Consider the following 25,754-nt stretch of genomic DNA (forward strand, 5'->3'; position numbering starts at 1 on the left):
GGGGCGGAAGGACCCCGTGGTCCTCCGCCCCTCGGCCGGGTGCGACGACGAAGGCGTCAGCGCTGGTCGTCGTCCTTCCCGGCCTCGGCCTCCGCCTGCTTGGCCTGCACCTCGGGGTCGAGGGTGCTCTGGTCGCTGCCGTCCACCGCGGCAAGCCGCTCGCGGTCGCCCACCTCGGTCGCCGCCGGGGGCTCGACCAGCCAGTCGGGGTTGGCCTGCCGGTCCCACCACTTCCAGGCGGCGAAGACACCGGCGCCCACCAGGCCGATGAAGGTGGCCCGCTTGGCGACGCGGCCCATGCGGGCCCGGCGGCGGCGCTTGCGGGCGAGCTTCTCGATGTCGGCCGCCGTCACATGGGTGCGCAGCGCCGCGACGGCCGCGCCCGCCCGGGTGACCGCCTCGTCGCGCACCGGACCGGCGGCCGCGCGGGCTCCGGCCACCGCGTGCTCGACGCGCGGTCCGGTGTAGTCGGCGGCCTGCCTGGCGGCCTTGCGGGTCCGCTTGGCGGCCTTGGTGGCGGCCGCGTCCACCTTGGGCGGCAGGGTGCCGCGGGCCTGGTTGAGCCGGGGCGCGACATGCGCGTGGTACTGGCCGCCGGCGGCGCAGCGGGCCTGGTGCGCGGCCTGGGAGACCTTCGGCGCCAGCCGTACGCGGGCGTCGTGCGCGTAGCGCGTGGCCGTGTCCTTGGCCGTGCCGGCGTAGGGCGCCACCGCCTCCGCGGCGTGCAGGACGCTGTCCTTCGCAGTGCCGGTCGCGGCTCGCACGCTGTCAATGCGGGTCACGGGATCCTCCTCCTCGGTGGCGTGGTGATGCTCCGGGGTGCAGAGTGCTGAGCTGCATGTGCGCAGATTCGTGTTTCCATCCGAAGAAAGATCATGCCTGTTTGTGGAGATCATGCCCGTTCGCAGCCCGCGCGGCATGCGTGAACCGGCATCCGGGTCATAGGGGTGATTCTCCCGGAAATCACGCGGAATGGCGCGCCGCGTGCGCCTTCGGCGGCTACTCGTCGCACTCGGGTCCGTGCGAGGATCAGGGCAAGGAAGCGAAAACGATGGAAGGTAGATCGTGGCCGAGCAGCTGTACGCCACCCTCAAGACGAACAACGGCGACATCGTGGTCCGGCTGCTGCCGAACCACGCGCCCAAGACCGTGAAGAACTTCGTGGAGCTCGCCGAGGGCACCCGCGAGTGGACCCACCCGGCCACTGGCAAGAAGGCCGCGGAAAAGCTCTACGACGGCACCGTCTTCCACCGCGTGATCAGCGGTTTCATGATCCAGGGCGGTGACCCGCTGGGCAACGGCACCGGCGGCCCCGGCTACGAGTTCGGGGACGAGTTCCACCCGGACCTGGCCTTCAACAAGCCGTACCTGCTGGCCATGGCCAACGCCGGTCCGGGCACCAACGGCTCGCAGTTCTTCATCACGGTCGCCCCGACCACCTGGCTGACCGGGAAGCACAGCATCTTCGGCGAGGTCGTCGACGAGGCCAGCAAGAAGGTCATCGACACCATCGCCGGTGCCGCGACCAACCCGCGCACCGACCGCCCGCTCCAGGACGTCGTGATCGAGTCCGTCGTCGTGGAGACCCGGGAGGGCTGAACCCCGCACGGGAACTCCGCGCCCCGCTTGTCCGTGTGAACAAGCGGGGCGGGGGAACGCGCGCAAGCCTTGCGGACAGGGGGCGAAGGGACACCATGGAGGACCAGGCGGTCTGCTGTTACCGGCACCCGCAGCGGGAGACCGGCATCAGCTGTACCCGCTGTGAGCGCCCGATCTGTCCGGAGTGCATGATCAGCGCCTCGGTCGGGTTCCACTGCCCGGAGTGTGTCCGCGGCGGTGCGTCCGCCCCCGGTGAGCCCCCCGGGCCCCCGCGGCGCGCGGCCGAGCCGCGCACCATAGCCGGCGGTGCGTACAGCGCCGATCCGCGCCTGGTCACCAAGATCCTGATCGGTCTCAACATCGCCGTCTGGCTGGCGGTGCTGGCCACCGGCGACCGGCTGGTCAACGACCTCGACCTGGTGGGCCGGGCGTACGACCCGGGCACGGCCCACATCGTGGGTGTCGCCGAGGGCCAGTGGTACCGGCTGCTGACGGCGGTCTTCCTGCACCAGCAGCCGATGCACATCGCCTTCAACATGCTGTCCCTGTGGTGGATCGGCGCCCCGCTGGAGGCCGCGCTCGGCCGCGCCCGCTACATCGCGCTCTATCTGCTGTCGGGGCTCGGCGGCAGCGCGCTGTCGTATCTGCTCGCCGCGCAGAACCAGCCCTCGCTCGGCGCCTCCGGCGCGGTCTTCGGCCTGCTGGGCGCGACCGCCGTGCTGATGCGCCGGCTCAACTACGACATGCGCCCCGTCATCGCGCTGCTCGTGCTGAACCTCATCTTCACCTTCGGCTGGTCCGGGATCGCCTGGCAGGCGCACGTCGGCGGCCTGGTGGTCGGCACGGTGGTGGCGTACGCGATGGTGCACGCGCCGCGGGAGCGGCGTGCCCTGGTGCAGCGCGGGGCCTGCGCCGTGATGCTGCTCGCGATCGTCGCGACGGTCTGCGTCCGTACGCTCCAGCTCACCGGCTGACCTGCCGAGCCACCGACCCATCGACCCACCGGCGAGGGGCACTCGGGCCGTCTCAGGGGGGTCTCGAACGGGGGTGGGTTCGGTCAGTTGTCCACAGCACGTGGTCGATCTTGCGCAGCCTGTGGAGAACATCTGTGCGGTACTGCACTGACCTGCGTTTTCGCAGGAAGACGCCGGTGTGAACGATCGAACATGACCGTCTCATCAGTCACACCGGCGTCAATGCGACAGAGGTTATCCACAGATCTTCTGAGTTTTCCCCGCCTGTGGATAACCCTGTGGACAGGCGCTGCGAACCGGCTCTGTGGAGCGGTCTACTTCCACTGGGTGGAGACGACGAACCCCGCGGCGATGAAGCCGAAGCCGACCACGATGTTCCAGTTGCCCAGGGACTTGACCGGCATGTCCCCCGTCGTCACGTAGAAGAGGACGATCCAGGCGAGGCCGATCAGGAACATCGCCAGCATCAGCGGGGCCACCCAGCGGCGGCCACTGCTCAGGCTGATGTTGGTTGCCTGCTTCGCCGGCGGCGGCGTGAAATCGTCCTTCTTGCGGATCCGTGACTTCGGCACGAGGAACTCTCCTGTCGATGCGCTGCGTGACCGCGCGGGGATGTGTACGGACGGCGCCGGGGCGGGACGGTGAAGGGGACCACTTCCCTCCCCCACACGTCAGTTAGCGTAGTCCTTCCGCGGCGTCGTAAGGAGTAAGGGTACGTTGAGCAATTCCGCTGACTCCCCCACCCCGGCGTCCCGCCGTCCCCGGTTCCGGCCCGTCCGGCTGCTGACCGCAGCGGTCTTCGCGCTGGCCGGGATCATCTTCTGGACCAGCTTCAACACGGCCCAGGGCACCGACATCCGCAGTGACGAATCGATGCTGCGGCTGTCCGATCTCATCCAGGAACGCAGCCGCAAGAACGGCGCGCTCGACGAGAGCGCCGCCAGGACGCGCTCCGACGTCGACGCCCTCGCCCGCCGCGACAACGGCAGCAGCAAGGCCGAGCAGCGCAAGCTGGAGGAGCTGGAGAAGACCGCGGGCACCCGGGCCCTCAGCGGCTCCGGGCTCACCGTCACCCTCACCGACGCTCCGCCGAACGCCACCCCCAAGATCCCCGGCGTGCCCGACCCGCAGCCCAACGACCTCGTGATCCACCAGCAGGACCTCCAGGCCGTGGTCAACGCGCTGTGGCAGGGCGGTGCCAAGGGGATCAAGGTGATGGACCAGCGGCTGATCTCCACCAGCGCCGTGCGCTGCGTCGGCAACACCCTGATCCTCCAGGGCCGGGTCTACTCCCCGCCCTACAAGATCACCGCCGTGGGTGACCGGGACCGGCTGAGCACCGCGCTCACCGCCTCCCCCGCCATCCAGAACTACCGCTCCTATGTCGACGCCTACGGCCTCGGCTGGAAAGTCGACCAGCACGACACGGTGACTCTTCCCGGCTACTCCGGCACAGTGGATCTGCACCAGGCACAGCCCGTCCCGTAGCCGCGCGCCGATGGGGGGCCGATGAGGATCCGGCTGGTCGTCAGGACGCTCAGTGAGCTGTGTGTCACCGTCGGCACCCTGATCCTCCTCTTCGTCGTCTACCTCCTCTACTGGACCTCCGTCCGCGCCGACCGGGCCATGGACGGCGAGATCGACCACCTCCAGGACCGCTGGGCCGCCGGGCCGGTCGCCTCGGCCGACCGGCCCGCGCCGACCCCGCGCCCGTACCGCGGCGGCGGATCCTTCGCGATCATGTACATCCCGCGCTTCGGCGCCGACTGGGCCAAACCCGTCCTCCAGGGCACCGAGGTCGCCACCCTGCGCAAAGGGCTCGGGCACTACGCGGCCACCGCCCGCCTCGGCGCCACGGGCAACTTCGCCGTCGCCGGGCACCGCCGCACCTACGGCGACCCCTTCAAGGACTTCCCCCGGCTGCGCCCCGGCGACGCCGTGGTGCTGTCCGACGGCACCACCTGGTACACGTACCGCATCACCGGCCGCCCCTACCGCACCCTGCCGACCGACATCGGGGTGCTCGACCCGGTGCCGCGCGCCTCCGGCTTCCGCGGGCCCGGGCGCTACCTGACGCTCACCACCTGTGAGCCCGAGTGGGGGCACAGCCACCGGCTGATCGCCTGGGCGCACCTCGACGCAACCCAATCCGTTGCCCAAGGCAAGCCCAAGGCTTTGTCCGGCTGACCCTCCGGGCCCACCCCCGGACCCTTACTCTGGTCCTGCACTCCGGTGCTGCAATCGACTTCGTCATCGGTGAGTAGGGATGGCATGTACGGCTGGATCTGGCGGCATCTGCCGGGCAACGCGTGGGTGCGGGCGGCGATTTCGCTCGTGCTCGTACTGGCGATCGTATTCGTGCTGTTCCAGTACGTCTTCCCGTGGGCGGAGCCGCTGCTGCCGTTCAACGACGTGACGGTCGACCAGGGAATGGCGGGTCCCCGATGAGCGCGCGCGTCCTGGTCGTCGACAACTACGACAGCTTCGTCTTCAACCTCGTCCAGTACCTCTACCAGCTCGGCGCCGAGTGCGAGGTGGCGCGCAACGACGAGGTCTCCCTCGCGCACGCCCAGGACGGCTTCGACGGCGTGCTGCTCTCCCCGGGACCCGGCACCCCCGAGAAGGCGGGCGTCTGCGTCGACATGGTGCGGCACTGCGCGGACACCGGGGTGCCGGTGTTCGGCGTCTGCCTGGGGATGCAGTCCATGGCCGTCGCCTACGGAGGCGTCGTCGGCCGCGCCCCTGAGCTGCTGCACGGCAAGACCTCGCTGGTGACCCACGAGGGCGCGGGCGTCTTCAGCGGGCTGCCGTCCCCCTTCACCGCCACCCGCTACCACTCCCTCGCGGTCGAACGGGGCACCGTCCCCGACGCGTTGGAGATCACCGCCTGGACGGACACGGGCATCGCCATGGGGCTGCGTCACCGCGAACTGCGGGTCGAGGGCGTCCAGTTCCACCCCGAGTCGGTCCTCACCGAATGGGGTCACCGGATGCTCGCCAACTGGCTGGTGGAGTGCGGCGACACGGACGCGATAGAGCGGTCGACGGGGCTCGCCCCGGTGGTCGGGGCGGTCGGCGGCAAGGCCGTCGAGTGACCGCACCGCGCCCGGGGCGTGAGGGCGCGGCCCAGGGCGCCCCGGAATCCGCCGCGGGCGCCGAACCGGCCCCCGAGCCGCGGCCCACCGGGCGGCGCCGCCGCGCCCGTCCGGTGGTGGAGGACGAGCACCCCGAGGAGGTGGCCGCACCGCCCACCGGGCGGCGCCGCGCCGCCGTCCCCGGCGACAGCGCGAGCGCGGCCGAGACGGCCGTCCTCCCCCCGGTGACTCCGGCGGCGCCTACGCCTGCGGCGCCCACGACTGCGGCGCCCGCCGGGGCCGCGGAACCGGGCAACGAGGAGACGATGGCGCTGCGGGCCCCCACGGCCGCCCGTGCGGCGCCCGCCCACGACCGGACCATGCCGCTGCGCACGGTCGGGCCGGGCCGTACGGCGAACGGGACGCCGGACCGTACGGCGAACGGGACGCCGGACCGTACGCAGGGGACGGCGGACGGGGCACCGGGCGAGGCCCCGGGCGGAGTGCCGTCCACCGGCGGCCGTGCGGCACGCCGCAGGGCGGCTCAGGAGGCCGCGAAGCGCGGCGGACGGCACGGTGCCCGGGCGCGGGGCGGTTCGGGCGCCACAGGGGCCACAGGCGCTTCGGGAGGGGACCGGCCGGACGCGGCGGCGCGGCCCCGCACCCGGATGGAGGCCAAGCGCGCCGCCCGGGCGCGCAAGGACAGCCCGGGCGTGGTGGCGAGCAGGGTGATCGGCGAAGTCTTCATCACCCTCGGTGTGGTGATGCTGCTCTTCGTGACGTACCAGCTGTGGTGGACCAACATCCTGGCGCACCAGCAGGCCAACGGCGCGGCGGGCGACCTCCAGAAGAAGTGGGACACCAAGGGCGCGGACCGCGATCCGGGTGTGTTCTCCCCCGGCCAGGGCTTCGCGATCATCTACATCCCCAAGCTGGACGTGAAGGCCCCGATCGCCGAGGGGATCGACAAGCACAAGGTCCTCGACCGCGGCATGGTCGGCCACTACGGCAAGGGCAAGCTGAAGACCGCGATGCCGTGGGACAAGAAGGGCAACTTCGCGCTCGCCGGGCACCGCAACACCCATGGCGAGCCGTTCCGCTACATCAACCGCCTCAAGCCAGGCGACAAGATCGTCGTCGAGACGCAGAGCCGGTTCTACACCTACGACATGACCAGCATCCTGCCGCAGACGTCCCCCTCGAACACGGGCGTCATCGGCCCGGTGCCGCCCGGCTCCGGCTTCACCAAGCCCGGCCGCTACCTCACGCTGACGACCTGCACACCCGAGTTCACCAGCACGTATCGGATGATCGTCTGGGGCAAGATGGTCGACGAGCGGCCGCGCAGCGAGGGGAAGCCGGACGCCCTGGTCGAGTAGGACCGGGAAGATCCAGAAAAGGGGTACGACGCGGTGGCACGGACCGACCACGACCAGCGGCAGGGCCGGGACCCCGCCCCGCCCGCGACGCAGCCGACCCGCCGCTCCGGCCGCGGACGCATCGCGGCGGCCATCGGGGTGCTGGGCGAGCTGCTGATCACCGCGGGGCTGATCCTGGCCCTCTTCGTGGCCTACTCGCTGTGGTGGACGAACGTCCTCGCCGACCGCGAGGCGAAGAAGCAGGGCGACCAGGTGCGCAAGCACTGGGCGGCCAAGGGCCCTGGCAAGCTCGACACCAGGGACGGCATCGGCTTCCTGCACGTACCGGCCATGGGTGACGGCGAGGTGCTGGTCAAGAAGGGCACCTCGGCCACGGTCCTCAACGACGGTGTCGCCGGGTACTACACGGAGCCCTTCAAGTCCGCGATGCCCTGGGCGAAGTCGGGCAACTTCTCGCTGGCCGCCCACCGGGACGGGCACGGCGCCAAGTTCCACGACATCGACAAGATCCACGACGGTGATCCGGTGGTCTTCGAGACCCGGGACACCTGGTACGTCTACAAGGTCTACGCGACGCTGCCCGAGACCTCGAAGTTCAACGTGGACGTGCTGCGCGCGGTCCCGAAGGAGTCGGGCAGGAAGAAGGCGGGCCGCTACATCACCCTCTCGACCTGCACCCCGGTCTACACCTCGCGCCACCGCTACATCGTGTGGGGCGAGCTGGAGCGCACCGAGAAGGTCGACGCGGACCGTACGCCGCCCGAAGAGCTGCGCTGACGAACGCCTCCCGCGCTACGGACCATCGCACGGGGAAGCCCCCGGCGCCCTCTCCCGGGCGCCGGGGGCTTCCCCGTGCGATGCGCTGTGGCGCGCGGTGGCGGACTAGCCGAGGCCGCCGAAGAAGCCTCCTCCGTCGCCTCCGCCGTCTCCGTTGCCCTTGACCGTGACGAGGTTCACGGACGTGCCCTTGGGCACCTGGGTGCCCGCGCCGGGGTTGCTGGCGACCACGGTCGCGTTGTCGCCCTGATCGCCCTGGATGTTGCCCACGTTGAGCCCGAGGTCCTGGAGGGCCTTCTTGGCGTCCTTGAGCTTCTGGCCGCCCAGGTTGGGCACCGGGACCTGCTCCTGCTGGGCCGGGGCCTTGGCGACGGTCAGTTTGATGGTCGATCCGGGCGCGGCCGTCCCGCCGCCGGCCGGGTCCTGGTTGATGACCGTACCGGCCTCGGCGTCGCCGCTCTCCTGCTCCGACGACTCGACCTTGAAGCCCTGTGCCTTGAGGGTGGCCTCGGCGTCAGCGAGCTTCTTGGTCGTCACGTCGGGGACGGGGACCTGCTGCTGCGGCGCCGCGACGGTCAGGGTGATCGTGGTGCCCCGGGCGACCTTCTTGCCGGCGTCCTCGCTCTGGCGGATCACCTTGCCGGCGGTCTGGTCGGATTCCTCGGTGGCCTTCTCGACCTGGAAGCCCTTGGCGTCCAGCGACGCCTTGGCCGAAGCGAACGGGACGTTGAGGACGTCCGGGACCTCGACCTTCTCCGCGGGCTTCTTGCCCTTCGACATGGTCAGCTCGACCGTGTCGTACCGCTTGATCTCGCCGCCCTGGGGATCCTGCTTGCAGACCGTGTTCTTCGCCTGATCGCAGAAGATGGAGCCGACCTGCTTCACCTTGAAGTCGCCGTTCTCCCCCTGGGCGGTGGCCTCCTTCAAGGTCTTGCCGGTCAGCGTCGGCACCGGGACCATCTCGGAGTTCTTGCCGTCGCCGCCGAAGATCGCCTTCCCGATGAAGATCGCGCCGATCAGCACCAGGACGCCGGCCACCACCAGCAGGATCGTCGAGAGGTTCCGCTTCTTCTCCGGACCGCCCCGCCGCCGCTCCGGCCGCTCGTCGTAGCCGAAGCCGCCGTCGTCGTCCCGCATCGGGGGCAGCATCGAGGTCGCCGGGCCGGAGTCCTGCGGCCGCAGCATCGTCGTGGGCTGGTCACCCGAGCCGTAGCCGACCGCGCCCAGCGCGGCGGTCGCGGCGACCGGCTGGCCTTCGAGCGCCGCCTCGATGTCGGCGCGCATCTCGTCCGCCGACTGGTAGCGGTAATCGGGGTCCTTGACCAGGGCCCGCAGGACGATCGCGTCCATCTCCGGGGTGATGTCGGGGTCGTACGTGCTCGGCGGCTGCGGCTCCTCCCGTACGTGCTGGTACGCCACCGCCACCGGGGAGTCCCCGACGAACGGCGGGCGCACCGTCAGCAGCTCGTACAGCAGACAGCCGCTGGAGTAGAGGTCGCTGCGCGCGTCGACGGTCTCGCCCTTGGCCTGCTCGGGGGAGAGGTACTGCGCGGTGCCGATGACGGCCGCCGTCTGCGTCATGGTCATACCGGCGTCGCCCATGGCGCGGGCGATACCGAAGTCCATCACCTTGACCTGGCCGCTGCGCGTGAGCATCACGTTCGCCGGCTTGATGTCCCGGTGGACGATGTTGTTCCGGTGCGAGTACTCCAGGGCCTGGAGGATTCCGACCGTCATCTCCATCGAGCGCTCGGGGAGCAGCTTTCTCCCGGAGTGAAGAAGCTCACGCAGAGTGGAGCCGTCGACGTACTCCATCACGATGTACGGGATCGAGACACCGTCGACGTAGTCCTCGCCGGTGTCGTAGACCGCGACGATCGCGGGATGGTTGAGCGAGGCTGCCGACTGGGCCTCTCGGCGGAACCGGGCCTGGAAGGACGGGTCGCGGGCGAGGTCCACCCGGAGCGTCTTCACGGCGACCGTGCGGCCGAGGCGGGTGTCATGCGCGAGGTAGACCTCCGCCATGCCACCGCGGCCGAGCACCGAGCCCAGCTCGTACCGGCCGCCGAGGCGACGCGGCTCTTCCATAGCTACTCCAGCCCTCTTCCGTCATTCCCGGCCGCACCCTGTGTGGGGGACCGGCGAAGTGCTGCTCGCGCATACGGTACCCGGCACGTCTTACGGGACCCGGCCTCGGCCGATACTTGATACCGGACCGGTACGACGACGTGCGGGATTGGCATCAGGGCGTGACCGGCGTCACTTGCGCTCGCTGTCCAGTACGGCCTTCATCACGTTCTTGGCGATCGGCGCCGCCAGCTTGCCGCCCGCGATGTCGCTGCGGAGGGTGTCGGAACCCTCCACCACGACGGCGACGGCGACCGGGGAACCCTCGTCGGTCTTGGCGTACGAGATGAACCACGCGTACGGGTTCTCGCTGTTCGCGACGCCGTGCTGCGCGGTGCCGGTCTTGCCGCCGACCGTGGCGCCCGGGATCTGGGCGTTGGTGCCGGTGCCCTCCTTGACCACGGTCTCCATCATGTCCTGGAGCTTGCCCGCGTTCTCCGAGCTGAGCGGCTGGCTCATCTGCTCCGGGCTGGTCTGGTCGACCGTGTTCAGGTTGGGGGCCCGCAGCGAGTCGATCATGTACGGCTTCATCAGCTTGCCGTCGTTGGCGACCGCGGAGGCGACCATGGCCATCTGGAGCGGGGTGGCACGGGTGTCGAACTGGCCGATCGAGGACAGGGCGTTGCCCGGCCGGTCCATCTTTTCGGGGTAGTAGCTGGCGGCGGAGCGGACGGGCATGAAGACCTCTTCGTTGAACCCGAACTTCTTCGCCTCCTCCAGCATCTTGTCCTTGCCGAGGTCGTCACCGAGCTTGCCGAAGACGGTGTTGCACGAGTAGCGCAGGGCCTGCCGCAGGGTCGCGTTCTCGCAGGGGATGTTCCCCTCGTTGGGCAGGTTCTGGGTGGACAGCGGCAGCCGCCACGGCACCGGCGAGTTGGTGGCCCCGTCGATGTCCGTGTACTTGCCGTTCTCCAGCGCCGCCGCGGCGGTGACGACCTTGAACGTGGAGCCGGGCGGGTACGTCTGCCGCAGCGCCCGGTTCAGCATCGGGTCGTCCTTGTCGTTCTTCGGCTGGAGCGCCGTCCAGGCCTCCTCGTCGCTCTTCGAGCCGCCCGCGATCTTCGACGGGTCGTAGCTCGGGGTGGAGGCGAGGGCGAGGATCTTGCCGGTGCGCGGGTCGAGCGCGGCGACGGCGCCCTTGTTCTTGCCGAGGCCCTTGTACGCGGCCTCCTGGGCCTTGGCGTTCAGGGTGGTGATGACGTCACCGCCCTTCTGCTTCTTGCCGGTGAACATGTCGACCGTCCGGTTGAAGAACAGGCGGTCGTCGTCGCCGGTGAGGATGCCGTCCTCGAGGTTCTCGATCTGGTTGGCGCCGAACGCCTGGGAGGCGTACCCGGTCACCGGTGCCCACATCGGACCGTTCTTGTACGTGCGCTTGTACTTGAAGTCCGTCCCGTTGGTCTCCTTGGACCCGGTGATCGGGCGGCCGTCGACGATGATGTTGCCGCGCGGCTGGCTGTAACGGGCGATCAGGACCCGGCGGTTGTTCTTGTTGTTCTTGAGGCCGTCGGCCTGGACGTACTGGATCCAGTTGTCCCGCACCAGCAGGGCGAGGACCAGAAGGCCGCAGAAGATCGCGATTCGGCGCAGGGGCTTGTTCACGGTCGGACCACCTGAGTCATCTCGGCGTCAGTGGTGGGGGCGGGCGCGGGCGCCGGCCGGCGGGCGGTGTCGCTGATCCTGATGAGGATCGCGATCAGCGCCCAGTTGGCGAGCACCGACGAACCGCCGTACGCCACGAACGGCATCGTCATACCGGTCAGCGGGATGAGGCCCATCACACCGCCCGCGACGACGAAGACCTGAATGCCGAACGCGGCGGACAGACCGACCGCCAGCAGCTTGCCGAACGGGTCCCGGGCGGCCAGGGCGGTCCGCATGCCGCGCTCCACGATCAGGCCGTACAGCAGGAGGAAGGCCATGGTGCCGGCCAGCCCCAGCTCCTCGCCGACGGTGGCGAGGATGAAGTCGGAGTTGGCGGCGAAGCCGATCAGGTCGGATGCGCCCTGCCCCCAGCCGGTGCCGGAGACCCCGCCGGAGCCGAAGGACATCAGGGCCAGCGCGATCTGGTCGGTGGTGGCCCAGCTCGGCCGGGGGGTGTCGTAGACGGCGAACGGGTGGAGCCACGCCATCACACGGACCTTGACGTGCGACTCGAACGAGGCGACGCCCACCGCGCCGACCGCGGACATCAGCAGACCGAAGACGATCCAGCTGGTGCGCTCGGTCGCCACGTACAGCATGACGACGAACAGGCCGAAGAACAGGAGCGAGGTGCCGAGGTCGGTCTCGAAGACCAGGATCAGGATGCTCATCGCCCAGACCACGATGATCGGGCCGAGGTCACGGCCGCGCGGCAGGTACAGCCCCATGAAGCGGCGGCTGGCCAGCGCGAGCGCGTCTCTCTTCACCATGAGGTAGCCGGAGAAGAAGACCGCGATGATGATCTTCGCGAACTCACCGGGCTGGATGGAGAAGGATCCGATGGTGATCCAGATGCGTGCGCCGAACCTGGCCGGGAAGAACATCGGCAGGATCAGCAGGATCAGCGCACCGATCATGGAGATGTAGGTGTAGCGCTGAAGGATCCGGTGATCCTTGAGGAAGATGAGGACGGCCACGAACAGGGCCACGCCCATCGCCGAGTACATCAGCTGGTTGGGCGCCGAGGGGGCGAAGGTCTGACCGATCGCCTCCGCCCGGTCGGCCAGCCGCCTCGACTGGTCGAGGCGCCAGATGATGACGAGGCCGAGTCCGTTGAGGAGCGTGGCGATCGGCAGCATCAGCGGGTCGGCGTACGGTGCGAACTTGCGCACCACCAAGTGGCCGATGCCCGCGAGCAGGCCGAGCCCGATGCCGTAGCTGAGCATGCCCGAGGGCAGCTCGTCGCTCAGCGCCAGGCCCGCGTTGGCGTACGCGAAGACCGGAATGATCACCGCGAACACCAGCATGGCCAGCTCGGTGTTGCGGCGGCTCGGTGGACCGGCCGTACTGATCGTGGTCGTGTTGGTCGTACTACTGCTCATGGGTGGGCGGCCCTCTCACGGCTCACTGCTGGGTGCTGCTGCACTGCGGGACCAACTCCTTCTCCTGCTCCGACAGGGTGGGACCCGGCTTCGGAGTGGGAGAGGGCGACGCCGTGCTCTTCGTCGGCGTCGGTGTGGCCTTGGCTGCGCGCAACCCCGTCGTCGCGCTCTGACTCCGCTGCGGCGTGCTGCCGCTGCTGCCTGTCTTGCCTCCGGACTTGCCGCCGGCCTGCCCCTTGCCGCCGGTGAGGTCCTTCTGGCTCTCCTCGGCCTTGCGTTGTGCGTCAGCCTTTCTGCAGGCGCTGGCGAGAGTGGCGAGATCCTTGGTCTTGTCCTCGGCCTGGCCGAGCCCGCTGACCGCGATGGTGTCCTCCACGCGGCTGCGCTGGTCGGTCGGGAGGTACTTGAGTTCGATCTCGCGGTGGTCCTCATGGACCTTGTTGAGCTTGATCCACGCGAGGTCCTGGCTGATGCCTTGGTAGATCGCGACGTGGTCCCCGTTGGAGCCCACGTAGTACTGCTTCTGCGTCCACTGGTAGCCGCTGTAGAGCCCGCCGCCGATCACGGCGAGGGCCAGCGCGATGAACAGCGACCGCTTGACCCAGGTCTTGCGGCCGCTCTTCTTGGTGTAGTCGCCGTCCGCGTAGGCCCCGTAACTGCCCTCGGGCTGTCCGCCGAGGCCCGGGTCGCCGCTGCCGGGTGGCCCGAAGCCGCCCGGTGCGTCGCCCTGCTGCGGTACGGGACGGTTCCGGCCCAGCTCGGCGGCGCGGCCCGCCGGGGTGTTCCCGGCGCCGCCGTCCCCGAGGGGGACCTGGTTCTCGGCCACCGCGCCCACGATCACCGGGGTGTCGTTGAGCTGGCCCGCCAGGGTGTCGCCGCCGTCCACGTCGAGGACGTCGGCGACGATGCAGGTGATGTTGTCGGGGCCGCCGCCGCGCAGCGCGAGCTGGATCAGCTCCTGCACGGTCTCGTGCGGCCCCTGGTAGCTGGCGAGGGTGTCCTCGAGGGTCTGGTGGCTCACGACGCCGGACAGGCCGTCGGAGCAGATCAGGTAGCGGTCGCCGGCCCGGACCTCACGGATGGACAGATCGGGCTCGACATGGTCGCCGCTGCCCAGCGCGCGCATCAGCAGGGAGCGCTGCGGGTGGGTGCCCGCCTCCTCCTCGGTGATGCGGCCCTCGTCGACGAGCCGCTGCACCCAGGTGTGGTCCTGGGTGATCTGGGTGAGCGCGCCGTCGCGCAGCAGGTACGCGCGCGAGTCGCCGACGTGTACCAGGCCGAGCCGCTGGCCGGTCCACAGCAGGGCGGTGAGCGTGGTGCCCATGCCCTCCAGCTGGGGGTCCTCCTCGACCATGACCCGCAGCTGGTCGTTGGCCCGCTGCACGGCGGTGCCCAGGGAGGTCAGGATGTCCGAGCCGGGTACGTCGTCGTCGAGCTGGACCAGGGTGGAGATCACCTCGGAGCTGGCGACCTCGCCTGCGGCCTGGCCACCCATGCCGTCGGCGATGGCGAGCAGCCGGGGACCGGCGTAGCCGGAGTCCTCGTTGCCCTCCCGGATCATGCCCTTGTGGGACCCGGCGGCGAAACGCAGTGACAGACTCATGCGCACCTCGCCCGTCGGCTCCGGGTACAGCCCCTTGCCAACCACGCTGCCCACCCTCCGGTCGTCATGGTCCTACTACTTCCGCAGCTCGATGACGGTCTTGCCGATGCGGATCGGTGCACCCAGCTGAATCGGCGTCGGTGTGGTGAGCCGGTTCCGGTCGAGATAGGTGCCGTTGGTGGAGCCGAGGTCCTCGACGATCCACTGGCCGTCACGGTCCGGGTAGATCCTGGCATGCCGGCTGGAGGCGTAGTCGTCGTCCAGCACGATTGTTGAATCGTGCGCACGACCGAGAGTGATGGTCTGTCCCTGGAGCGCGACCGTGGTGCCGGTCAGCGTGCCTTCGGAGACCACCAGCTTGGTGGGGGCCCCGCGGCGGCCGCGGCCCGAGGGCTGCTGGCGCTGCTGGGGCGGAGCGGCCTGCTGTTGCTGCCGCTGTTGCTGCTGCGGCCGGTCGGGGGCGCCACGGCGCGCTGAACCGCGCTGCGTCACGCGAGTCCCGAACAGGTCGCTACGGATGACCTGAACGGCCACGATGACGAACAGCCACAGTACGGCGAGGAAACCCAACCGCATGACCGTGAGGGTCAGCTCTGACATTGCCCCCGCTTCACCCTTCGGCTTGCCGGTAAACGATGGTGGTGCTGCCCACGACGATCCGTGAGCCGTCGCGGAGCGTAGCGCGGGTGGTGTGCTGTCCGTCCACCACGATGCCGTTCGTCGACCCCAGATCCTGGACGGTCGGCGGTGTTCCGACCCGGATTTCGCAGTGCCTGCGGGAGACACCGGGATCGTCAATGCGCACGTCAGCGTCGGTGCTGCGACCCAGCACCAGGGTGGGCCGGGAGATCTGGTGGCGAGTGCCATTGATCTCAATCCAGCGCCGGGTCTGTGCCTGCGGCTGCGGGCCGACGCCCGCGCCGCCGCCCCGGGCCGCGGGACGCGCGCCGGGAGGGGCGCTGGGCATGGGCGGAGCGCCCGCGGGCTGGCCGTAGCCGCCGGGGCGCTGCTGGGGTGCCCCGCCGCGGGCCGGAGCCTGCTGGGCGGCCGGGGCCTGGGACTCGCTGGAGGCCAGCGTCCGGCTGCGCACCCGGTACAGGCCGGTGTCGAGGTCGTCGGCCTTCTCCAGGTGGACCTTGACGCCGCCCATGAACGTGTACCGCTGCTGCTTGGCGTAGTCGCGGACCATGCCGGAGAGCTCGTCGCCGAGCTGCCCGGAGTACGGCGCGAGCCGCTCGTAGTCGCCGGTGCTCAGCTCGACGATGAAGTCGTTGGGGACGACGGTCCGGTCCCGGTTCCAGATGGTCGCGTTGTTGTCGCACTCGCGCTGGAGCGCGCCCGCGATCTCGACGGGCTGGACCTCCGACTTGAACACCTTGGCGAAGGTGCCGTTCACGAGACCCTCGAGACGCTGCTCGAAGCGTTTCAGTACTCCCACGGGGCACCTCCTTCCTCAGTCGTGCTCAGTGTCGTCCTGGTACTGCTTACTGATCGTATCCACGCGTCGGGAAATCGGGTGGTTCCCCTTCCTGGCCCTGCGGAGCAGTGTCACCTCTCACAGGATCGTAGAGGTGCCCTCTGGACAGTGTCCCGCAACCGCGGCGGAGCCCCTCCGGGCGGGGGCGTCGACAACGAGTGTGAATCCACCCTGCCCAGCGTGCTAGTGTTCTGGATGTCGGAAGGCGCCGCGGGGCACCGGGCCGAAAGGGCCGGAAACCAGGCGGTGAACGGAAGACAGCACCCAATGCGCGGGTGGCGGAATAGGCAGACGCGCTGGATTCAGGTTCCAGTGCCCGAAAGGGCGTGGGGGTTCAACTCCCCCCTCGCGCACCAGTCGGAGCGGGCCTCTCCGGAGTGACGAAAGTCGCTCGGAGGGGCCCGCTTCGCGTCTCAGCTCTCGACTTCTCGTTGTGTCCGGTTTGCGCCCGACTTGTGTCCGGCCTGTGTCCGACTCGACTTCGGCTTGATCCACTGCCAGTTCGGCTTGATCCACATCGGTAAGCGGAAGCGGGGCCTCCCCGGATCGGGGCGGCCCCGCTTCCGCGGCCGGCTGCGGCGGCTGTGGGCGGCTCAGGCGGCGAAGCGGGCGGCGAGCGCCTTGGCCTTCGAGGAGGCGTCCTCGTGGGCCTTCGCCTTGGAGGCGTCCGAGAGCTCGACCAGCTCGGCCATCGCCGGGTTGCTGCGGGCCAGGGTGAGCTCCGGCACGACGAACTCGACGTCGAGGTTGAGCGCGTCCTTCAGCGCCTTCTCCAGGTAGGTCGTGACGAACTCGAAGCTCTCGCGCGGCGTGCCCGGGCCGTAGCCGCCGCCCCGGCTGGCGACGACGATCGTCGGGGTGCCCGAGGTGGTGGTCTGCTCGGCGCCGGAGGTGCGGCCCACGATGATCACGTGGTCCAGCCACGCCTTGAGGGTGGAGGGGATCGTGAAGTTGTACATCGGGGCGCCTATGAGGACCACGTCGGCCTGCTCCAGCTCACCGGCCAGGGTGTCGCGCAGCGCGAAGGCGGCCTGCTGCTCGGGGGTGCGGCTCTCGGTGGGGATGAAACCGGCCTGGGCGGCGAGGCCGTCCAGGTGCGGCAGCGGCTCGGCGGCCAGGTCGCGGTAGATGACCGTGCCGTTCGGGTGCTGCGCCTCCCACTCCTTGCGGAAGGTGGCGGTCACCGCGCGGGAGGCGGAGGCCTCGCCGGGGAAGACGGACGTGTCGAGGTGAAGAAGCGTGGGCATGGAGGTGCCTCCGTGGACAAGGCGCTCCACTCAGGAGCGGGGGTTTTCTACGTACCTGCGATTGGCACAGTAGCTTACTTTTCTATAGCTCCCAACGGGAACGCAGTATCGTGTATTCCATGGCGGACGGAGGCGGGCCCGAGGTCCACGACGAGCACGTGTGCAAGAAGGTCGACGGCACGATGACCCGGGTCTTCGAGCTGTTCGGAAAGCGATGGACCGGGCTGATCGTGGCCGTTCTGACCCAGCAGGGGGCGTATTTCGCCGAGTTGCGGCGGGCCATCCCGGGGATCAGCGAGCGGATGCTGTCGGACCGGCTCACCGAGCTGTCGGCGGCCGGGCTGGTGCTCCGGGAGGTGGATCCCGGGCCCCCGCTGCGGGTGGCCTACCGGCTGACGGATGCGGGGAAGGCGCTGGAGCCCGCGCTGAAGGAACTCGCGCGCTGGGCCGAGGACCATCTGCCCGAGGGCGGCGGCTGCCCGGAGCAGTTCCGGTCCTGAGCGGTTCGGGTCCTTCGGTTCGGGTCCTGAGCAGGGCGTTCGCTGACGGCGCCGGGTTCGCCGGAGTTTTCCACAGGCCCTGACGGGACCCGGGTGATCGGGGGTACGGTGCTGGTCGGCCGACGGCGTGAGCCGCCGTCGGCGGGGTTGGTGACGTGCTCGGACGAAGCGGACGAAGCGGGGGCGTGATGGCTGACGGCACGGGTGGGGGCGGGGCGGCCCGGCGGCTGCCCCAGGTTCCGGGGTTCGCCGCCTGGCGCGGTGAGGGCCCCTCTCCCCGGCAGGAGGGGAAGGCGCTGCGGAAGCGGGTGCCGCGTTCGGCGCACGCCGCGCTGCCGTCGCCCGGCCCCGGGCGGCCGGACGCGGTGGCGGCGGTCGAGCGGTCGAACGCCGGGCGGCTTCCGGAGCTGACGCCGATACGCGTGGGGCGGATGATCACGACCCCGTTCTCCTTCCTCCGCGGCTCGGCCGGGCTGATGGCGCACGACCTGGCGAGCACCCCGGTCACCGGCGTCGGCGCACAGCTCTGCGGTGACGCGCACGCCGCCAACTTCGGGCTCTACGGGGACGCGCGCGGCGGTCTGGTCATCGACCTGAACGACTTCGACGAGACCGTCCACGGTCCGTGGGAGTGGGATGTGAAGCGGCTCGCGGCCTCGCTGGTGCTGGCCGGGCGGGAGGCCGGAGCCGACGAGGACACCTGCCGTTCGGCGGCCCGTGACGCGGCCGGTGCCTACCGGCGCACGGCGCGGCTGCTGGCCAAGCTCCCGGCCACCGACGCGTGGAACGCGATCGCGGACGAGGAGCTGGTCTCGCACACCGACGCCCGGGACCTGGCGGGCACGCTGGAGCGGGTCGCCGAGAAGGCCCGGCGGAACACGAGCGCCCGCTTCGCCGCCAAGGCCACGGAGGCGGTCCCGGGCGACGGGGGCTCCTCCGGGCGGCCCGCGGCCCGGCGCTTCGTGGACGCGCCGCCGGTGCTGCGGCGGGTGCCGGATGCCGAGGCGGTGGCGGTCGCGGAGGCGCTCGGCGACTATCTGGGCACGCTGCCCGAGGACCGGCTGCCGCTGCTCGCCCGGTACGAGGTGCACGACGTGGCGTTCCGGGTCGTGGGCACGGGCAGCGTCGGCACGCGTTCGTATGTGGTGCTGCTGCTCGACCACCGGGGCGAGCCGCTGGTGCTCCAGGTGAAGGAGGCCCGGCCGTCGGTGCTGCTGCCGCATCTGGGGCGGGCCGGTTTCGAGATATCCGACATCGGCCACGAGGGGCGGCGGGTGGTGCTCGGCCAGAAGCGGATGCAGGTCGTCAGCGACATCCTGCTGGGCTGGACGACGGTGCGCGGGCGGCCGTACCAGGTACGGCAGTTCCGCAACCGCAAGGGGAGCGTCGACCCGGCGGCGCTGGCCGCCGACCAGATGGACGACTACGGGCGGATGACGGGCGCGCTGCTGGCGCGGGCGCATGCGCACAGCGCGGATCCTCGGGTTCTCGCCGGGTACTGCGGCAAGAACGAGGAGCTGGACGAGGCGATGGCCGACTTCGCGGTGGCGTACGCGGACCGCACGGAGGCCGATCACGCGGAGCTGCTGGCCGCGGTGCGCTCCGGGCGCATAGCGGCCGAGGCGGGGGTGTGAGGCTCGGGCACCGGAGGGCGCCCCACGTAGGCTGAGCGGGTGACGAACCGGGAAGCGCAGCAACAGGCACAGCGGGCGGTGTCCGAGGCGGAGCCCCAGGAGGAATCTCAGGCACCGGCCGAGGCCCAGTCCGAGCAGGCCCGATCCGAGGAGGCGCGATCCGAGCAGGGCCAGTCCGAGGAGGCGCGGTCCGAGGAGGAGGCGCGGGCCGCCGAACGTCTTGAGCGGGCGGTGCGGGCGGCCGAGCAGGCGCTGATCGAGTTCGAGATCGCGGTGGAGACCTTCCGGGTCGAGGTGGAGAACTTCTCCCGGCTGCACCATCAGCGGCTCGGCCCGATGTACTCGCGCCTGGACGAGCTGGACGCGCTGATCGCCGAGGCGGTCGCGGCGCGCACCGGCGATCCGGAGGACCAGCGAAGGGCCCGCGAGGCGCGCGGACTGGTGCAGCCGATGCCCGGTGTGGAGGAGCTGTTCCACGGCTGGATCGACTCCGAGGGCCTGTCGCCCGAGGCGTCAGCGATGCTCACCGAGCAGCCGGTGCAGCCACCGCCGCGGGTGCGGCCGAGCGAGGAGGCCCGCCGGATCTACCGCGACCTGGCCCGCAAGGCCCATCCGGACCTGGCCGAGGAGGAGGCCGAGCGGGAGCGGCGCGGCGAGTTCATCGTGCGGGTCAACGCGGCGTACGCGGCCGGGGACGAGGCGACGCTGCGGGCGCTGGCCGAGGAATGGGAGGCCGGTCCGCCGCCGCCCGAGCGGCGGGCGAGCCGCAGCGAGGAGCTGTACGCCCGGCTGGAGTGGCTGGCCGAGCGCAAGGAGATGCTGTCCGGAGTCGCCGCCGAGCTGGAGTCGAGCGCGATCGGCGCGATGATCAAGATGGCGCCGGAGGATCCGGACCGGCTGCTGGACGAGATCGCCGAGCAGCTGATCGCCCAGGTCTCCGAGAAGGAGGCCCGGCTCGCGGAGCTGGTGCGGTAGTAGGTTTTGCCGAGCTGTTCGATGTCATATGAGAGGTGTCTGTGATGCATTTTGCCCAGCTTCCCCAGGTGGAGGCCGCGGCGGTACCGGCCGACGGCTTTCTGCTGGACGTCCGGGAGGACGACGAGTGGGCGGCCGGGCATGTCGAGGGCGCCCTTCACATTCCGATGGGTCAGGTCGTCGCCCGGTTCGGTGAGCTGACCGAGTCGGCCGCCGAGGGGCGCCGGGTGCATGTGATGTGCCGGGTCGGCGGGCGGTCCGCGCAGGTGACGCAGTATCTGGTGGCCCAGGGGCTGGACGCGGTGAACGTGGACGGCGGGATGCTCGCCTGGGAGGCGGCGGGCCGCCCGATGGTCGGCGGCCCGGACGGCACGGCCGACGCCGCCTTCGTGCTGTAGCCGGAGGCCCTACGGGAGGGCGTGGGCGGCGAGGAGTTCGCCGAGCTCCTCCTCGTGGGCGGCGGCCGGGCCCAGGGACAGCTCCAGCTGCTTGGCCCAGGCGTGATAGCGGTGCAGCGGATAGTCGGTGACCGCGCCGAAGCCGCCGTGCAGATGCTGGGCGGTCTGGACGACCCGGCGCACGCCCTCGGCGGCCCACATCTTGGCGACCGCCACATCTCCGGCGACGGGCAGCGCCCCGTTCGCCGTGGCGTCCGGGCCCTGCTCGTCCCGGGAGAGCCGCCAGGCGGCCTGCCAGAGCGTGGCCTCCATGGCCCGCAGATCGATGTACCGGTCGGCGGTCTGGACGGCGACCGCCTGGAACGTGGCGAGCGGATGGCCGAACTGCTCGCGCGTGGACGTGTACGAGCTGGTCAGGTCGAGCACCGCGGTGCCGACGCCCAGGGCCAGCGCACAGGTGCCGGTGGTGAGCAGCGCGCGCAGCCAGTCCCAGGCGCCGTCCGCGTCCAGCACCTCGTGGGTGGCCGTCCGCACGCTGTCGAGCAGGACCTCGGCCATGCGCTCGCCGCTGGTGGACACCTGCTCGCCCAGGCCGATCCCGGTCCGGTCGCGGGGGACCAGGGCGAGGATCCGGTGCCCCGCGCCGGTGTGGGCAGGGATCAGCAGGCGGTCGGCGCAGGCGGCCCAGGGGACGGCGGTCTGCACACCGTCCAGCACCCAGTCGCCGCCCTCCCGGCGGGCCTGGACGGCGAGTTCGGCCGGGCCGTGGCCGGTGCGTCCGGCGGTGGCGACGGTGAGCACCAGGTCGCCGCGGGCGGCCGGGGGCAGCACGGCGGCGCACAGCTCGGGTGTGCCGTACCGCTGCACGGCGAGGGCGGCCGCGGCGGTCTCCAGCAGGGGCACCCGGGCCAGCACCTTGGCGGATTCGCGCAGCACCAGGCACAGGGCGAGGGGGCCGAGCCCGGAGCCGCCGTGGCGCGGGTCGAGGGTCAGCCCGAGCAGATCGGCGTCGGCGAGCCTGCGCCACAGCGCGCGGTCGATGTCGTCGGCGACGGCGCCGGGGGTGAGGGCGGGGCTGGGCACGCCGTCCGGTGTGGTGGAGGAGAAGACGGCCCGCGCCGCCTCGACGGCCGCCTGTTGCTCCTCGGTGAAGGTGAAGTCCACTGTCCGTCCTCCCGCGCCAACAGCCTTCGTCTGACGGCCCGTCAAGATAGAACAGGTTCTACAAAAAGGGAACGCCTGGAGGAAGGGAACGCCCGGAACGCCGGTCAGCGGTCGAAGTCCAGCTCCACCCGCTCACCCACCGGATGGGACTGGCAGGAGAGCACATAGCCCGCCTCCACCTCGTCCGGCTCCAGCGCGAAGTTCCGGTCCATCCGCACCTCCCCGGAGACCAGGAAGGCCCGGCAGGTCCCGCACACCCCGCCCTTGCAGGCGTACGGCGCGTCCGCGCGATTGCGCAGCACGGTCTCCAGCAGCGGCTCCCCGTCCCGCACCGGCCAGCTGCCCGACCGGCCGTCCAGGGTCGCCGTCACCGTGCTGTGCGAGGGCGCGGCGGCCGGGCGCGGTACGGGGGAGACGCCCTCGCCGGGCTCCGCCGCCACATGGAAGATCTCCTGATGGACCCGGCCGCGGGGCACCCCGAGCCCGCGCAGCGCCCGCTCGGCGGCGCTCACCAGCCCGTACGGACCGCACAGGAACCAGCCGTCCACCGAGCGCACCGGCAGCAGTGAGGGCAGCAGCCCGGTCAGCCGCTCCTCATCCAGCCGCCCGGAGACCAGCCCGGTCTGCTGTTCCTCCCGGGAGAGGGCGCACACCAGCTGGAACCGGTCGGGCCAGCGGTCCTTGAGGTCGGCGATCTCCTCCAGGAACATCGTGGAGGCGGCGGTGCGGTCGCTGCGGATCAGACAGAAGCGGGCGTCGGGCTGCCGCTCCAGCAGGGTGGCGGCGATGGACAGCACCGGTGTGATGCCGCTGCCGCCGACGACCGCGGCGAAGTGGCCGGGCCGGGGGGCGAGCACGAACCGGCCCGCTGGGGCCATCACCTCCACCACCTCCCCGACCGCCAGCTCCTTGAGGGCGTACGTGGAGAACGCGCCGCCCTCGACCAGCCGCACCCCGACCCGCAGCAGCTCGGGCCCCTCCGGGCCCGGTGCCGGGGTGCAGATCGAGTACGTACGCCGGATCTCCGCGCCGTCCGTGAAGCGCCGCACCGCGATGTGCTGCCCGGGGACGAAGCGGAACGTCTCGCGCAGCGCGGGCGGCACCCGGAGGGTGACGGCCACCGCGTCGTCGGCGAGCGGGTCGACGGCCGCCACCCGCAGCGGATGGAACGCGCCGTGGTGGGGCGCGGCGACGGGCACCGCTTCCGCGGCCATCACAACTCCTTGAAGTGGTCGAACGGTTCGCGGCAGGTCTCGCAGCGGCGCAGCGCCTTGCACGCGGTGGAGGAGAAGCGGCTCAGCAGCGTGGTGTCGGTCGAGCCGCAGTGGGGACAGCGCACGGTGAGCGCGACGGGCACCGGTCCGCTCGCCGCGGCGCCCCGTGGCGCGGGCGGCGCTATGCCGGACTCGGCGAGCTTGCGGCGGCCCTCGGTGCTGATCGCGTCCGTCGTCCAGGGCGGGGCGAGCACCGTGCGCACCTCGACCTCGGCCATGCCGCGCTCGTGCAGCACCCGCTCGATGTCGGCGGCCATCGTCTCCACCGCAGGGCAGCCGGTGTAGGTGGGAGTCAGCTCGACCTCGACCCGGCCAGGGGCCAGGACCCGCAGCCCCCGCAGCACGCCCAGCTCGGCCAGGGACACCATCGGCAGCTCCGGGTCCGGCACGGATCCGGCCAGTCGCCGCAGCTCCTCTTCGAGCGCGGTGGGGGCGTGGGGCGCGGGCGTCACCATGCCGCCCCCGGGTGGCTGCGATGCAGATGCTGCATCTGCGCGAGCATCGGGCCGAACGGCTCGGTGTGGATGCCCTGGCGCCCGGCCCCGGCCGCCCAGGCACCGCGCCGCGGCCCCTCGGGCACGCTCAGGGTGGCCCGGGTGAGGACGGCGGTGACGCGGCTCAGCCAGTCGCGGTGCAGCGCGGACCACTCGACGTCGCACCCCTCGACCGGCTCGAACAGCTCGCCGGTGAACCGCCACAGCGCGTCCAGCGCGCCGCCCATCCGCTGATGGCTCTCCTCGGTGCCGTCGCCGAGCCGCAGCGTCCAGTGCTCGGCGTGGTCGCGGTGGTAGGCGACCTCCTTGACCGCCTTGGCGGCCAGTGGGGCGAAGGGGCCGTCGCCGCGCGCCAGCTCCTCGTACAACAGCTCCTGGTAGGTGGAGAAGTAGAGCTGGCGGGCGATGGTGTGGGCGAAGTCCCCGTTCGGCTGCTCGACCAGCTGGACGTTGCGGAACGCCCGCTCCTCGCGCAGATACGCCAGCTCGTCCTCGTCGCCGGCGAGGGAGAGCAGCACCCGGGCCTGGCCGAGCAGGTCCAGCGCGATGTTGGCGAGCGCGACCTCCTCCTCCAGCACGGGGGCGTGGCCCGCCCACTCCCCCAGCCGGTGGGAGAGCACCAGCGCGTCGTCGCCCAGGGCGAGGGCCGCGGTCACAGGTGCCGCACCCCCTCCGGGATCTCGTAGAACGTGGGGTGCCGGTAGGGCTTGTCGGCGGCGGGCTCGAAGAACGGGTCCTTCTCGTCCGGCGAGGAGGCGGTGATCGAGGCGGAGGGCACCACCCAGATCGAGACGCCCTCCGAGCGGCGGGTGTACAGATCCCGGGCGTTGCGCAACGCCATCTCCGCGTCCGGGGCGTGCAGGGACCCGGCGTGGGTGTGCGCGAGGCCGCGCCTGCCGCGGACGAACACTTCCCACAGCGGCCACGCGCCGTTTCCGTCACCGCTCATGCCTGTGCCTCCCCGTGCTTGGCCGCGTACGCCACGGCCGCCTCGCGCACCCAGGCGCCTTCCTCATGGGCCCGGCGCCGCTGGGAGATCCGCTGGGCGTTGCACGGCCCGTTTCCCCGCAGCACCTGGCCGAACTCGTCCCAGTCGATCGGGCCGAAGTCGTGGTGGCCCCGCTCCTCGTTCCACACCAGATCGGGGTCGGGGAGGGTCAGGCCGAGGGACGCGGCCTGGGGGACGCAGATGTCGACGAAGCGCTGGCGCAGCTCGTCGTTGGAATGCCGCTTGATCTTCCAGGCCATCGACTGGGCGGAGTGCGCCGACGCGTCGTCGGGCGGGCCGAACATCATCAGTGACGGCCACCACCAGCGGTCCACCGCGTCCTGCGCCATGGCGTGCTGGGCCTCGGTGCCCCGGCTCAGGGCGAGCAGCAGCTCGTACCCCTGGCGCTGGTGGAAGGACTCCTCCTTGCAGATCCGGACCATCGCGCGCGCGTACGGCCCGTAGGAGCAGCGGCACAGCGGGACCTGGTTGGTGATCGCCGCGCCGTCCACCAGCCAGCCGATGGCACCCACGTCGGCCCAGGTCAGCGTCGGGTAGTTGAAGATCGACGAATACTTCTGGCGGCCCGAGTGGAGCTTGTCGAGCAGCTCGTCCCGGCTGGTGCCCAGGGTCTCCGCCGCGCTGTAGAGATACAGGCCGTGGCCCGCCTCGTCCTGGACCTTCGCCATCAGGATCGCCTTGCGCCGCAGCGAGGGGGCGCGGCTGATCCAGTTGGCCTCGGGCTGCATGCCGATGATCTCGGAGTGGGCGTGCTGGGCGATCTGCCGGACCAGGGACGCCCGGTAGTCGTCGGGCATCCAGTCACGCGGCTCGATGCGCTCGTCCGCGGCCAGGGCGGCGTCGAACACCGCCTCGTACGCCCCCGCCCCCGCATCCGCCGCCGTCATCGTCATGCGAAGCCCCTTCGCCATCCGTCCCCGCCGTCCGTCCCACGACCAGCCGGGTGAACCAACCTACCGACCGATCGTTCGGTTCAATGGTGTGCCGGAGGAACGTAGGGTGTCAAGCCTGTGGATAACGCTG

27 protein-coding genes and 1 tRNA gene are annotated in these 25,754 nt (G+C 71.0%); 13 read left to right on the top strand and 15 right to left on the bottom strand.

Features of this window, described 5'->3' with window-relative positions:
* Positions 1–56: 56 nt before the first annotated feature.
* A complete protein-coding gene (locus tag ACH4TL_RS15660) occupies positions 57–782 on the bottom strand; it encodes a DUF5324 family protein (RefSeq protein WP_398314321.1) in 726 nt (241 codons plus the stop codon).
* Positions 783–1,065: 283 nt separating this feature from the next.
* On the opposite strand from ACH4TL_RS15660, the gene ACH4TL_RS15665 reads away from it, so the two are divergent.
* Together ACH4TL_RS15665 and ACH4TL_RS15670 are read left to right on the top strand one after the other, a co-directional pair.
* Positions 1,066–1,599, top strand: a complete 534-nt coding sequence (locus tag ACH4TL_RS15665) for a peptidylprolyl isomerase (RefSeq protein WP_398314323.1) — start codon at positions 1,066–1,068, stop codon at positions 1,597–1,599.
* Positions 1,600–1,694: 95 nt separating this feature from the next.
* Complete coding sequence (locus tag ACH4TL_RS15670) at positions 1,695–2,573, top strand: rhomboid family intramembrane serine protease (RefSeq protein WP_398314325.1); 879 nt, start codon at positions 1,695–1,697, stop codon at positions 2,571–2,573.
* A 314-nt stretch (positions 2,574–2,887) separates the two neighbouring features.
* Here the strand turns inward: ACH4TL_RS15670 and crgA are convergent, their stop codons facing one another.
* The gene (gene crgA / locus ACH4TL_RS15675) at positions 2,888–3,145 is read right to left on the bottom strand and encodes a cell division protein CrgA (RefSeq protein ID WP_179935496.1); all 258 of its coding nucleotides are present in this window, start codon (positions 3,143–3,145) and stop codon (positions 2,888–2,890) included.
* Positions 3,146–3,290: 145 nt separating this feature from the next.
* Here crgA and ACH4TL_RS15680 point away from each other — a divergent pair, with 145 nt between their 5' ends.
* The 6 genes from ACH4TL_RS15680 to ACH4TL_RS15705 all read left to right on the top strand — a co-directional run bounded on the left by ACH4TL_RS15680 (position 3,291) and on the right by ACH4TL_RS15705 (position 7,803).
* The gene (locus ACH4TL_RS15680) at positions 3,291–4,061 is read left to right on the top strand and encodes a DUF881 domain-containing protein (protein WP_398314327.1); all 771 of its coding nucleotides are present in this window, start codon (positions 3,291–3,293) and stop codon (positions 4,059–4,061) included.
* Between the two features lie 21 nt (positions 4,062–4,082).
* Positions 4,083–4,760: a class E sortase gene (locus ACH4TL_RS15685; RefSeq protein WP_398314329.1), complete on the top strand. Its 678-nt coding sequence runs from the start codon at positions 4,083–4,085 to the stop codon at positions 4,758–4,760.
* An 84-nt stretch (positions 4,761–4,844) separates the two neighbouring features.
* Positions 4,845–5,021 (top strand): hypothetical protein, encoded by a 177-nt coding sequence (locus ACH4TL_RS15690; RefSeq protein WP_039938336.1) that lies wholly within the window; start codon positions 4,845–4,847, stop codon positions 5,019–5,021.
* The gene (locus tag ACH4TL_RS15695; RefSeq protein WP_398314331.1) at positions 5,018–5,668 is read left to right on the top strand and encodes an aminodeoxychorismate/anthranilate synthase component II; all 651 of its coding nucleotides are present in this window, start codon (positions 5,018–5,020) and stop codon (positions 5,666–5,668) included. The genes ACH4TL_RS15690 and ACH4TL_RS15695 overlap by 4 nt, the downstream gene beginning before the upstream one ends.
* Complete coding sequence (locus ACH4TL_RS15700) at positions 5,665–7,026, top strand: class E sortase (RefSeq protein ID WP_398314333.1); 1,362 nt, start codon at positions 5,665–5,667, stop codon at positions 7,024–7,026. The genes ACH4TL_RS15695 and ACH4TL_RS15700 overlap by 4 nt, the downstream gene beginning before the upstream one ends.
* A 33-nt stretch (positions 7,027–7,059) precedes the next feature.
* Positions 7,060–7,803, top strand: a complete 744-nt coding sequence (locus ACH4TL_RS15705; protein ID WP_398314335.1) for a class E sortase — start codon at positions 7,060–7,062, stop codon at positions 7,801–7,803.
* 105 nt (positions 7,804–7,908) lie between these two features.
* On the opposite strand, the gene pknB is transcribed toward ACH4TL_RS15705, so the two are convergent.
* The 6 genes from pknB to ACH4TL_RS15735 all read right to left on the bottom strand — a co-directional run bounded on the left by pknB (position 7,909) and on the right by ACH4TL_RS15735 (position 15,997).
* Entirely contained in the window at positions 7,909–9,891 is a 1,983-nt protein-coding gene (pknB, locus tag ACH4TL_RS15710; RefSeq protein WP_398314337.1) for a Stk1 family PASTA domain-containing Ser/Thr kinase, read from the bottom strand.
* Positions 9,892–10,062: 171 nt separating this feature from the next.
* Complete coding sequence (locus ACH4TL_RS15715; protein WP_398314339.1) at positions 10,063–11,532, bottom strand: peptidoglycan D,D-transpeptidase FtsI family protein; 1,470 nt, start codon at positions 11,530–11,532, stop codon at positions 10,063–10,065.
* Complete coding sequence (locus ACH4TL_RS15720) at positions 11,529–12,956, bottom strand: FtsW/RodA/SpoVE family cell cycle protein (RefSeq protein ID WP_398314341.1); 1,428 nt, start codon at positions 12,954–12,956, stop codon at positions 11,529–11,531. The genes ACH4TL_RS15715 and ACH4TL_RS15720 overlap by 4 nt, the downstream gene beginning before the upstream one ends.
* A 22-nt stretch (positions 12,957–12,978) precedes the next feature.
* Positions 12,979–14,559 carry a PP2C family protein-serine/threonine phosphatase gene (locus tag ACH4TL_RS15725; protein ID WP_398314343.1) on the bottom strand — a complete coding sequence of 527 codons (1,581 nt, stop codon included), beginning with the start codon at positions 14,557–14,559 and terminating at the stop codon, positions 12,979–12,981.
* 75 nt (positions 14,560–14,634) lie between these two features.
* Positions 14,635–15,159: an FHA domain-containing protein gene (locus ACH4TL_RS15730; RefSeq protein ID WP_398314345.1), complete on the bottom strand. Its 525-nt coding sequence runs from the start codon at positions 15,157–15,159 to the stop codon at positions 14,635–14,637.
* A 10-nt stretch (positions 15,160–15,169) separates the two neighbouring features.
* Positions 15,170–15,997 (bottom strand): FhaA domain-containing protein, encoded by an 828-nt coding sequence (locus ACH4TL_RS15735; RefSeq protein ID WP_398314347.1) that lies wholly within the window; start codon positions 15,995–15,997, stop codon positions 15,170–15,172.
* Between the two features lie 308 nt (positions 15,998–16,305).
* On the opposite strand from ACH4TL_RS15735, the gene ACH4TL_RS15740 reads away from it, so the two are divergent.
* Positions 16,306–16,392: transfer RNA gene (locus ACH4TL_RS15740), tRNA-Leu, on the top strand.
* 237 nt (positions 16,393–16,629) lie between these two features.
* On the opposite strand, the gene ACH4TL_RS15745 is transcribed toward ACH4TL_RS15740, so the two are convergent.
* Positions 16,630–17,283 (bottom strand): FMN-dependent NADH-azoreductase, encoded by a 654-nt coding sequence (locus ACH4TL_RS15745; RefSeq protein WP_398314349.1) that lies wholly within the window; start codon positions 17,281–17,283, stop codon positions 16,630–16,632.
* A gap of 119 nt (positions 17,284–17,402) precedes the next feature.
* On the opposite strand from ACH4TL_RS15745, the gene ACH4TL_RS15750 reads away from it, so the two are divergent.
* The 4 genes from ACH4TL_RS15750 to ACH4TL_RS15765 all read left to right on the top strand — a co-directional run bounded on the left by ACH4TL_RS15750 (position 17,403) and on the right by ACH4TL_RS15765 (position 20,790).
* Positions 17,403–17,783 carry a winged helix-turn-helix transcriptional regulator gene (locus tag ACH4TL_RS15750; RefSeq protein ID WP_398314351.1) on the top strand — a complete coding sequence of 127 codons (381 nt, stop codon included), beginning with the start codon at positions 17,403–17,405 and terminating at the stop codon, positions 17,781–17,783.
* Positions 17,784–17,971: 188 nt separating this feature from the next.
* Complete coding sequence (locus ACH4TL_RS15755) at positions 17,972–19,417, top strand: DUF2252 domain-containing protein (protein ID WP_398314353.1); 1,446 nt, start codon at positions 17,972–17,974, stop codon at positions 19,415–19,417.
* Between the two features lie 39 nt (positions 19,418–19,456).
* The gene (locus tag ACH4TL_RS15760; RefSeq protein WP_398314355.1) at positions 19,457–20,392 is read left to right on the top strand and encodes a hypothetical protein; all 936 of its coding nucleotides are present in this window, start codon (positions 19,457–19,459) and stop codon (positions 20,390–20,392) included.
* Positions 20,393–20,436: 44 nt separating this feature from the next.
* Complete coding sequence (locus ACH4TL_RS15765) at positions 20,437–20,790, top strand: rhodanese-like domain-containing protein (protein ID WP_398314357.1); 354 nt, start codon at positions 20,437–20,439, stop codon at positions 20,788–20,790.
* Positions 20,791–20,799: 9 nt separating this feature from the next.
* On the opposite strand, the gene ACH4TL_RS15770 is transcribed toward ACH4TL_RS15765, so the two are convergent.
* From ACH4TL_RS15770 to paaA, 6 genes are all read right to left on the bottom strand, one after another.
* Positions 20,800–21,954, bottom strand: coding sequence for an acyl-CoA dehydrogenase family protein (locus tag ACH4TL_RS15770; RefSeq protein ID WP_398314359.1), 1,155 nt, complete (start codon positions 21,952–21,954; stop codon positions 20,800–20,802).
* 104 nt (positions 21,955–22,058) lie between these two features.
* Positions 22,059–23,168 carry a 2Fe-2S iron-sulfur cluster-binding protein gene (locus tag ACH4TL_RS15775; protein WP_398314361.1) on the bottom strand — a complete coding sequence of 370 codons (1,110 nt, stop codon included), beginning with the start codon at positions 23,166–23,168 and terminating at the stop codon, positions 22,059–22,061.
* Entirely contained in the window at positions 23,168–23,683 is a 516-nt protein-coding gene (gene paaD / locus ACH4TL_RS15780) for a 1,2-phenylacetyl-CoA epoxidase subunit PaaD (protein WP_398314363.1), read from the bottom strand. Before paaD ends, ACH4TL_RS15775 begins: the two co-directional genes overlap by 1 nt.
* The gene (gene paaC / locus ACH4TL_RS15785) at positions 23,677–24,378 is read right to left on the bottom strand and encodes a 1,2-phenylacetyl-CoA epoxidase subunit PaaC (protein ID WP_398314365.1); all 702 of its coding nucleotides are present in this window, start codon (positions 24,376–24,378) and stop codon (positions 23,677–23,679) included. Before paaC ends, paaD begins: the two co-directional genes overlap by 7 nt.
* The gene (paaB, locus tag ACH4TL_RS15790) at positions 24,375–24,671 is read right to left on the bottom strand and encodes a 1,2-phenylacetyl-CoA epoxidase subunit PaaB (RefSeq protein ID WP_123101151.1); all 297 of its coding nucleotides are present in this window, start codon (positions 24,669–24,671) and stop codon (positions 24,375–24,377) included. The genes paaC and paaB overlap by 4 nt, the downstream gene beginning before the upstream one ends.
* Positions 24,668–25,624 carry a 1,2-phenylacetyl-CoA epoxidase subunit PaaA gene (gene paaA / locus ACH4TL_RS15795; protein ID WP_398314367.1) on the bottom strand — a complete coding sequence of 319 codons (957 nt, stop codon included), beginning with the start codon at positions 25,622–25,624 and terminating at the stop codon, positions 24,668–24,670. The genes paaB and paaA overlap by 4 nt, the downstream gene beginning before the upstream one ends.
* Between the last annotated feature and the right edge of the window lie 130 nt (positions 25,625–25,754).

The organism is Streptomyces sp. NPDC021115 (genome assembly GCF_044333065.1).
Lineage (GTDB): Bacteria > Actinomycetota > Actinomycetes > Streptomycetales > Streptomycetaceae > Streptomyces.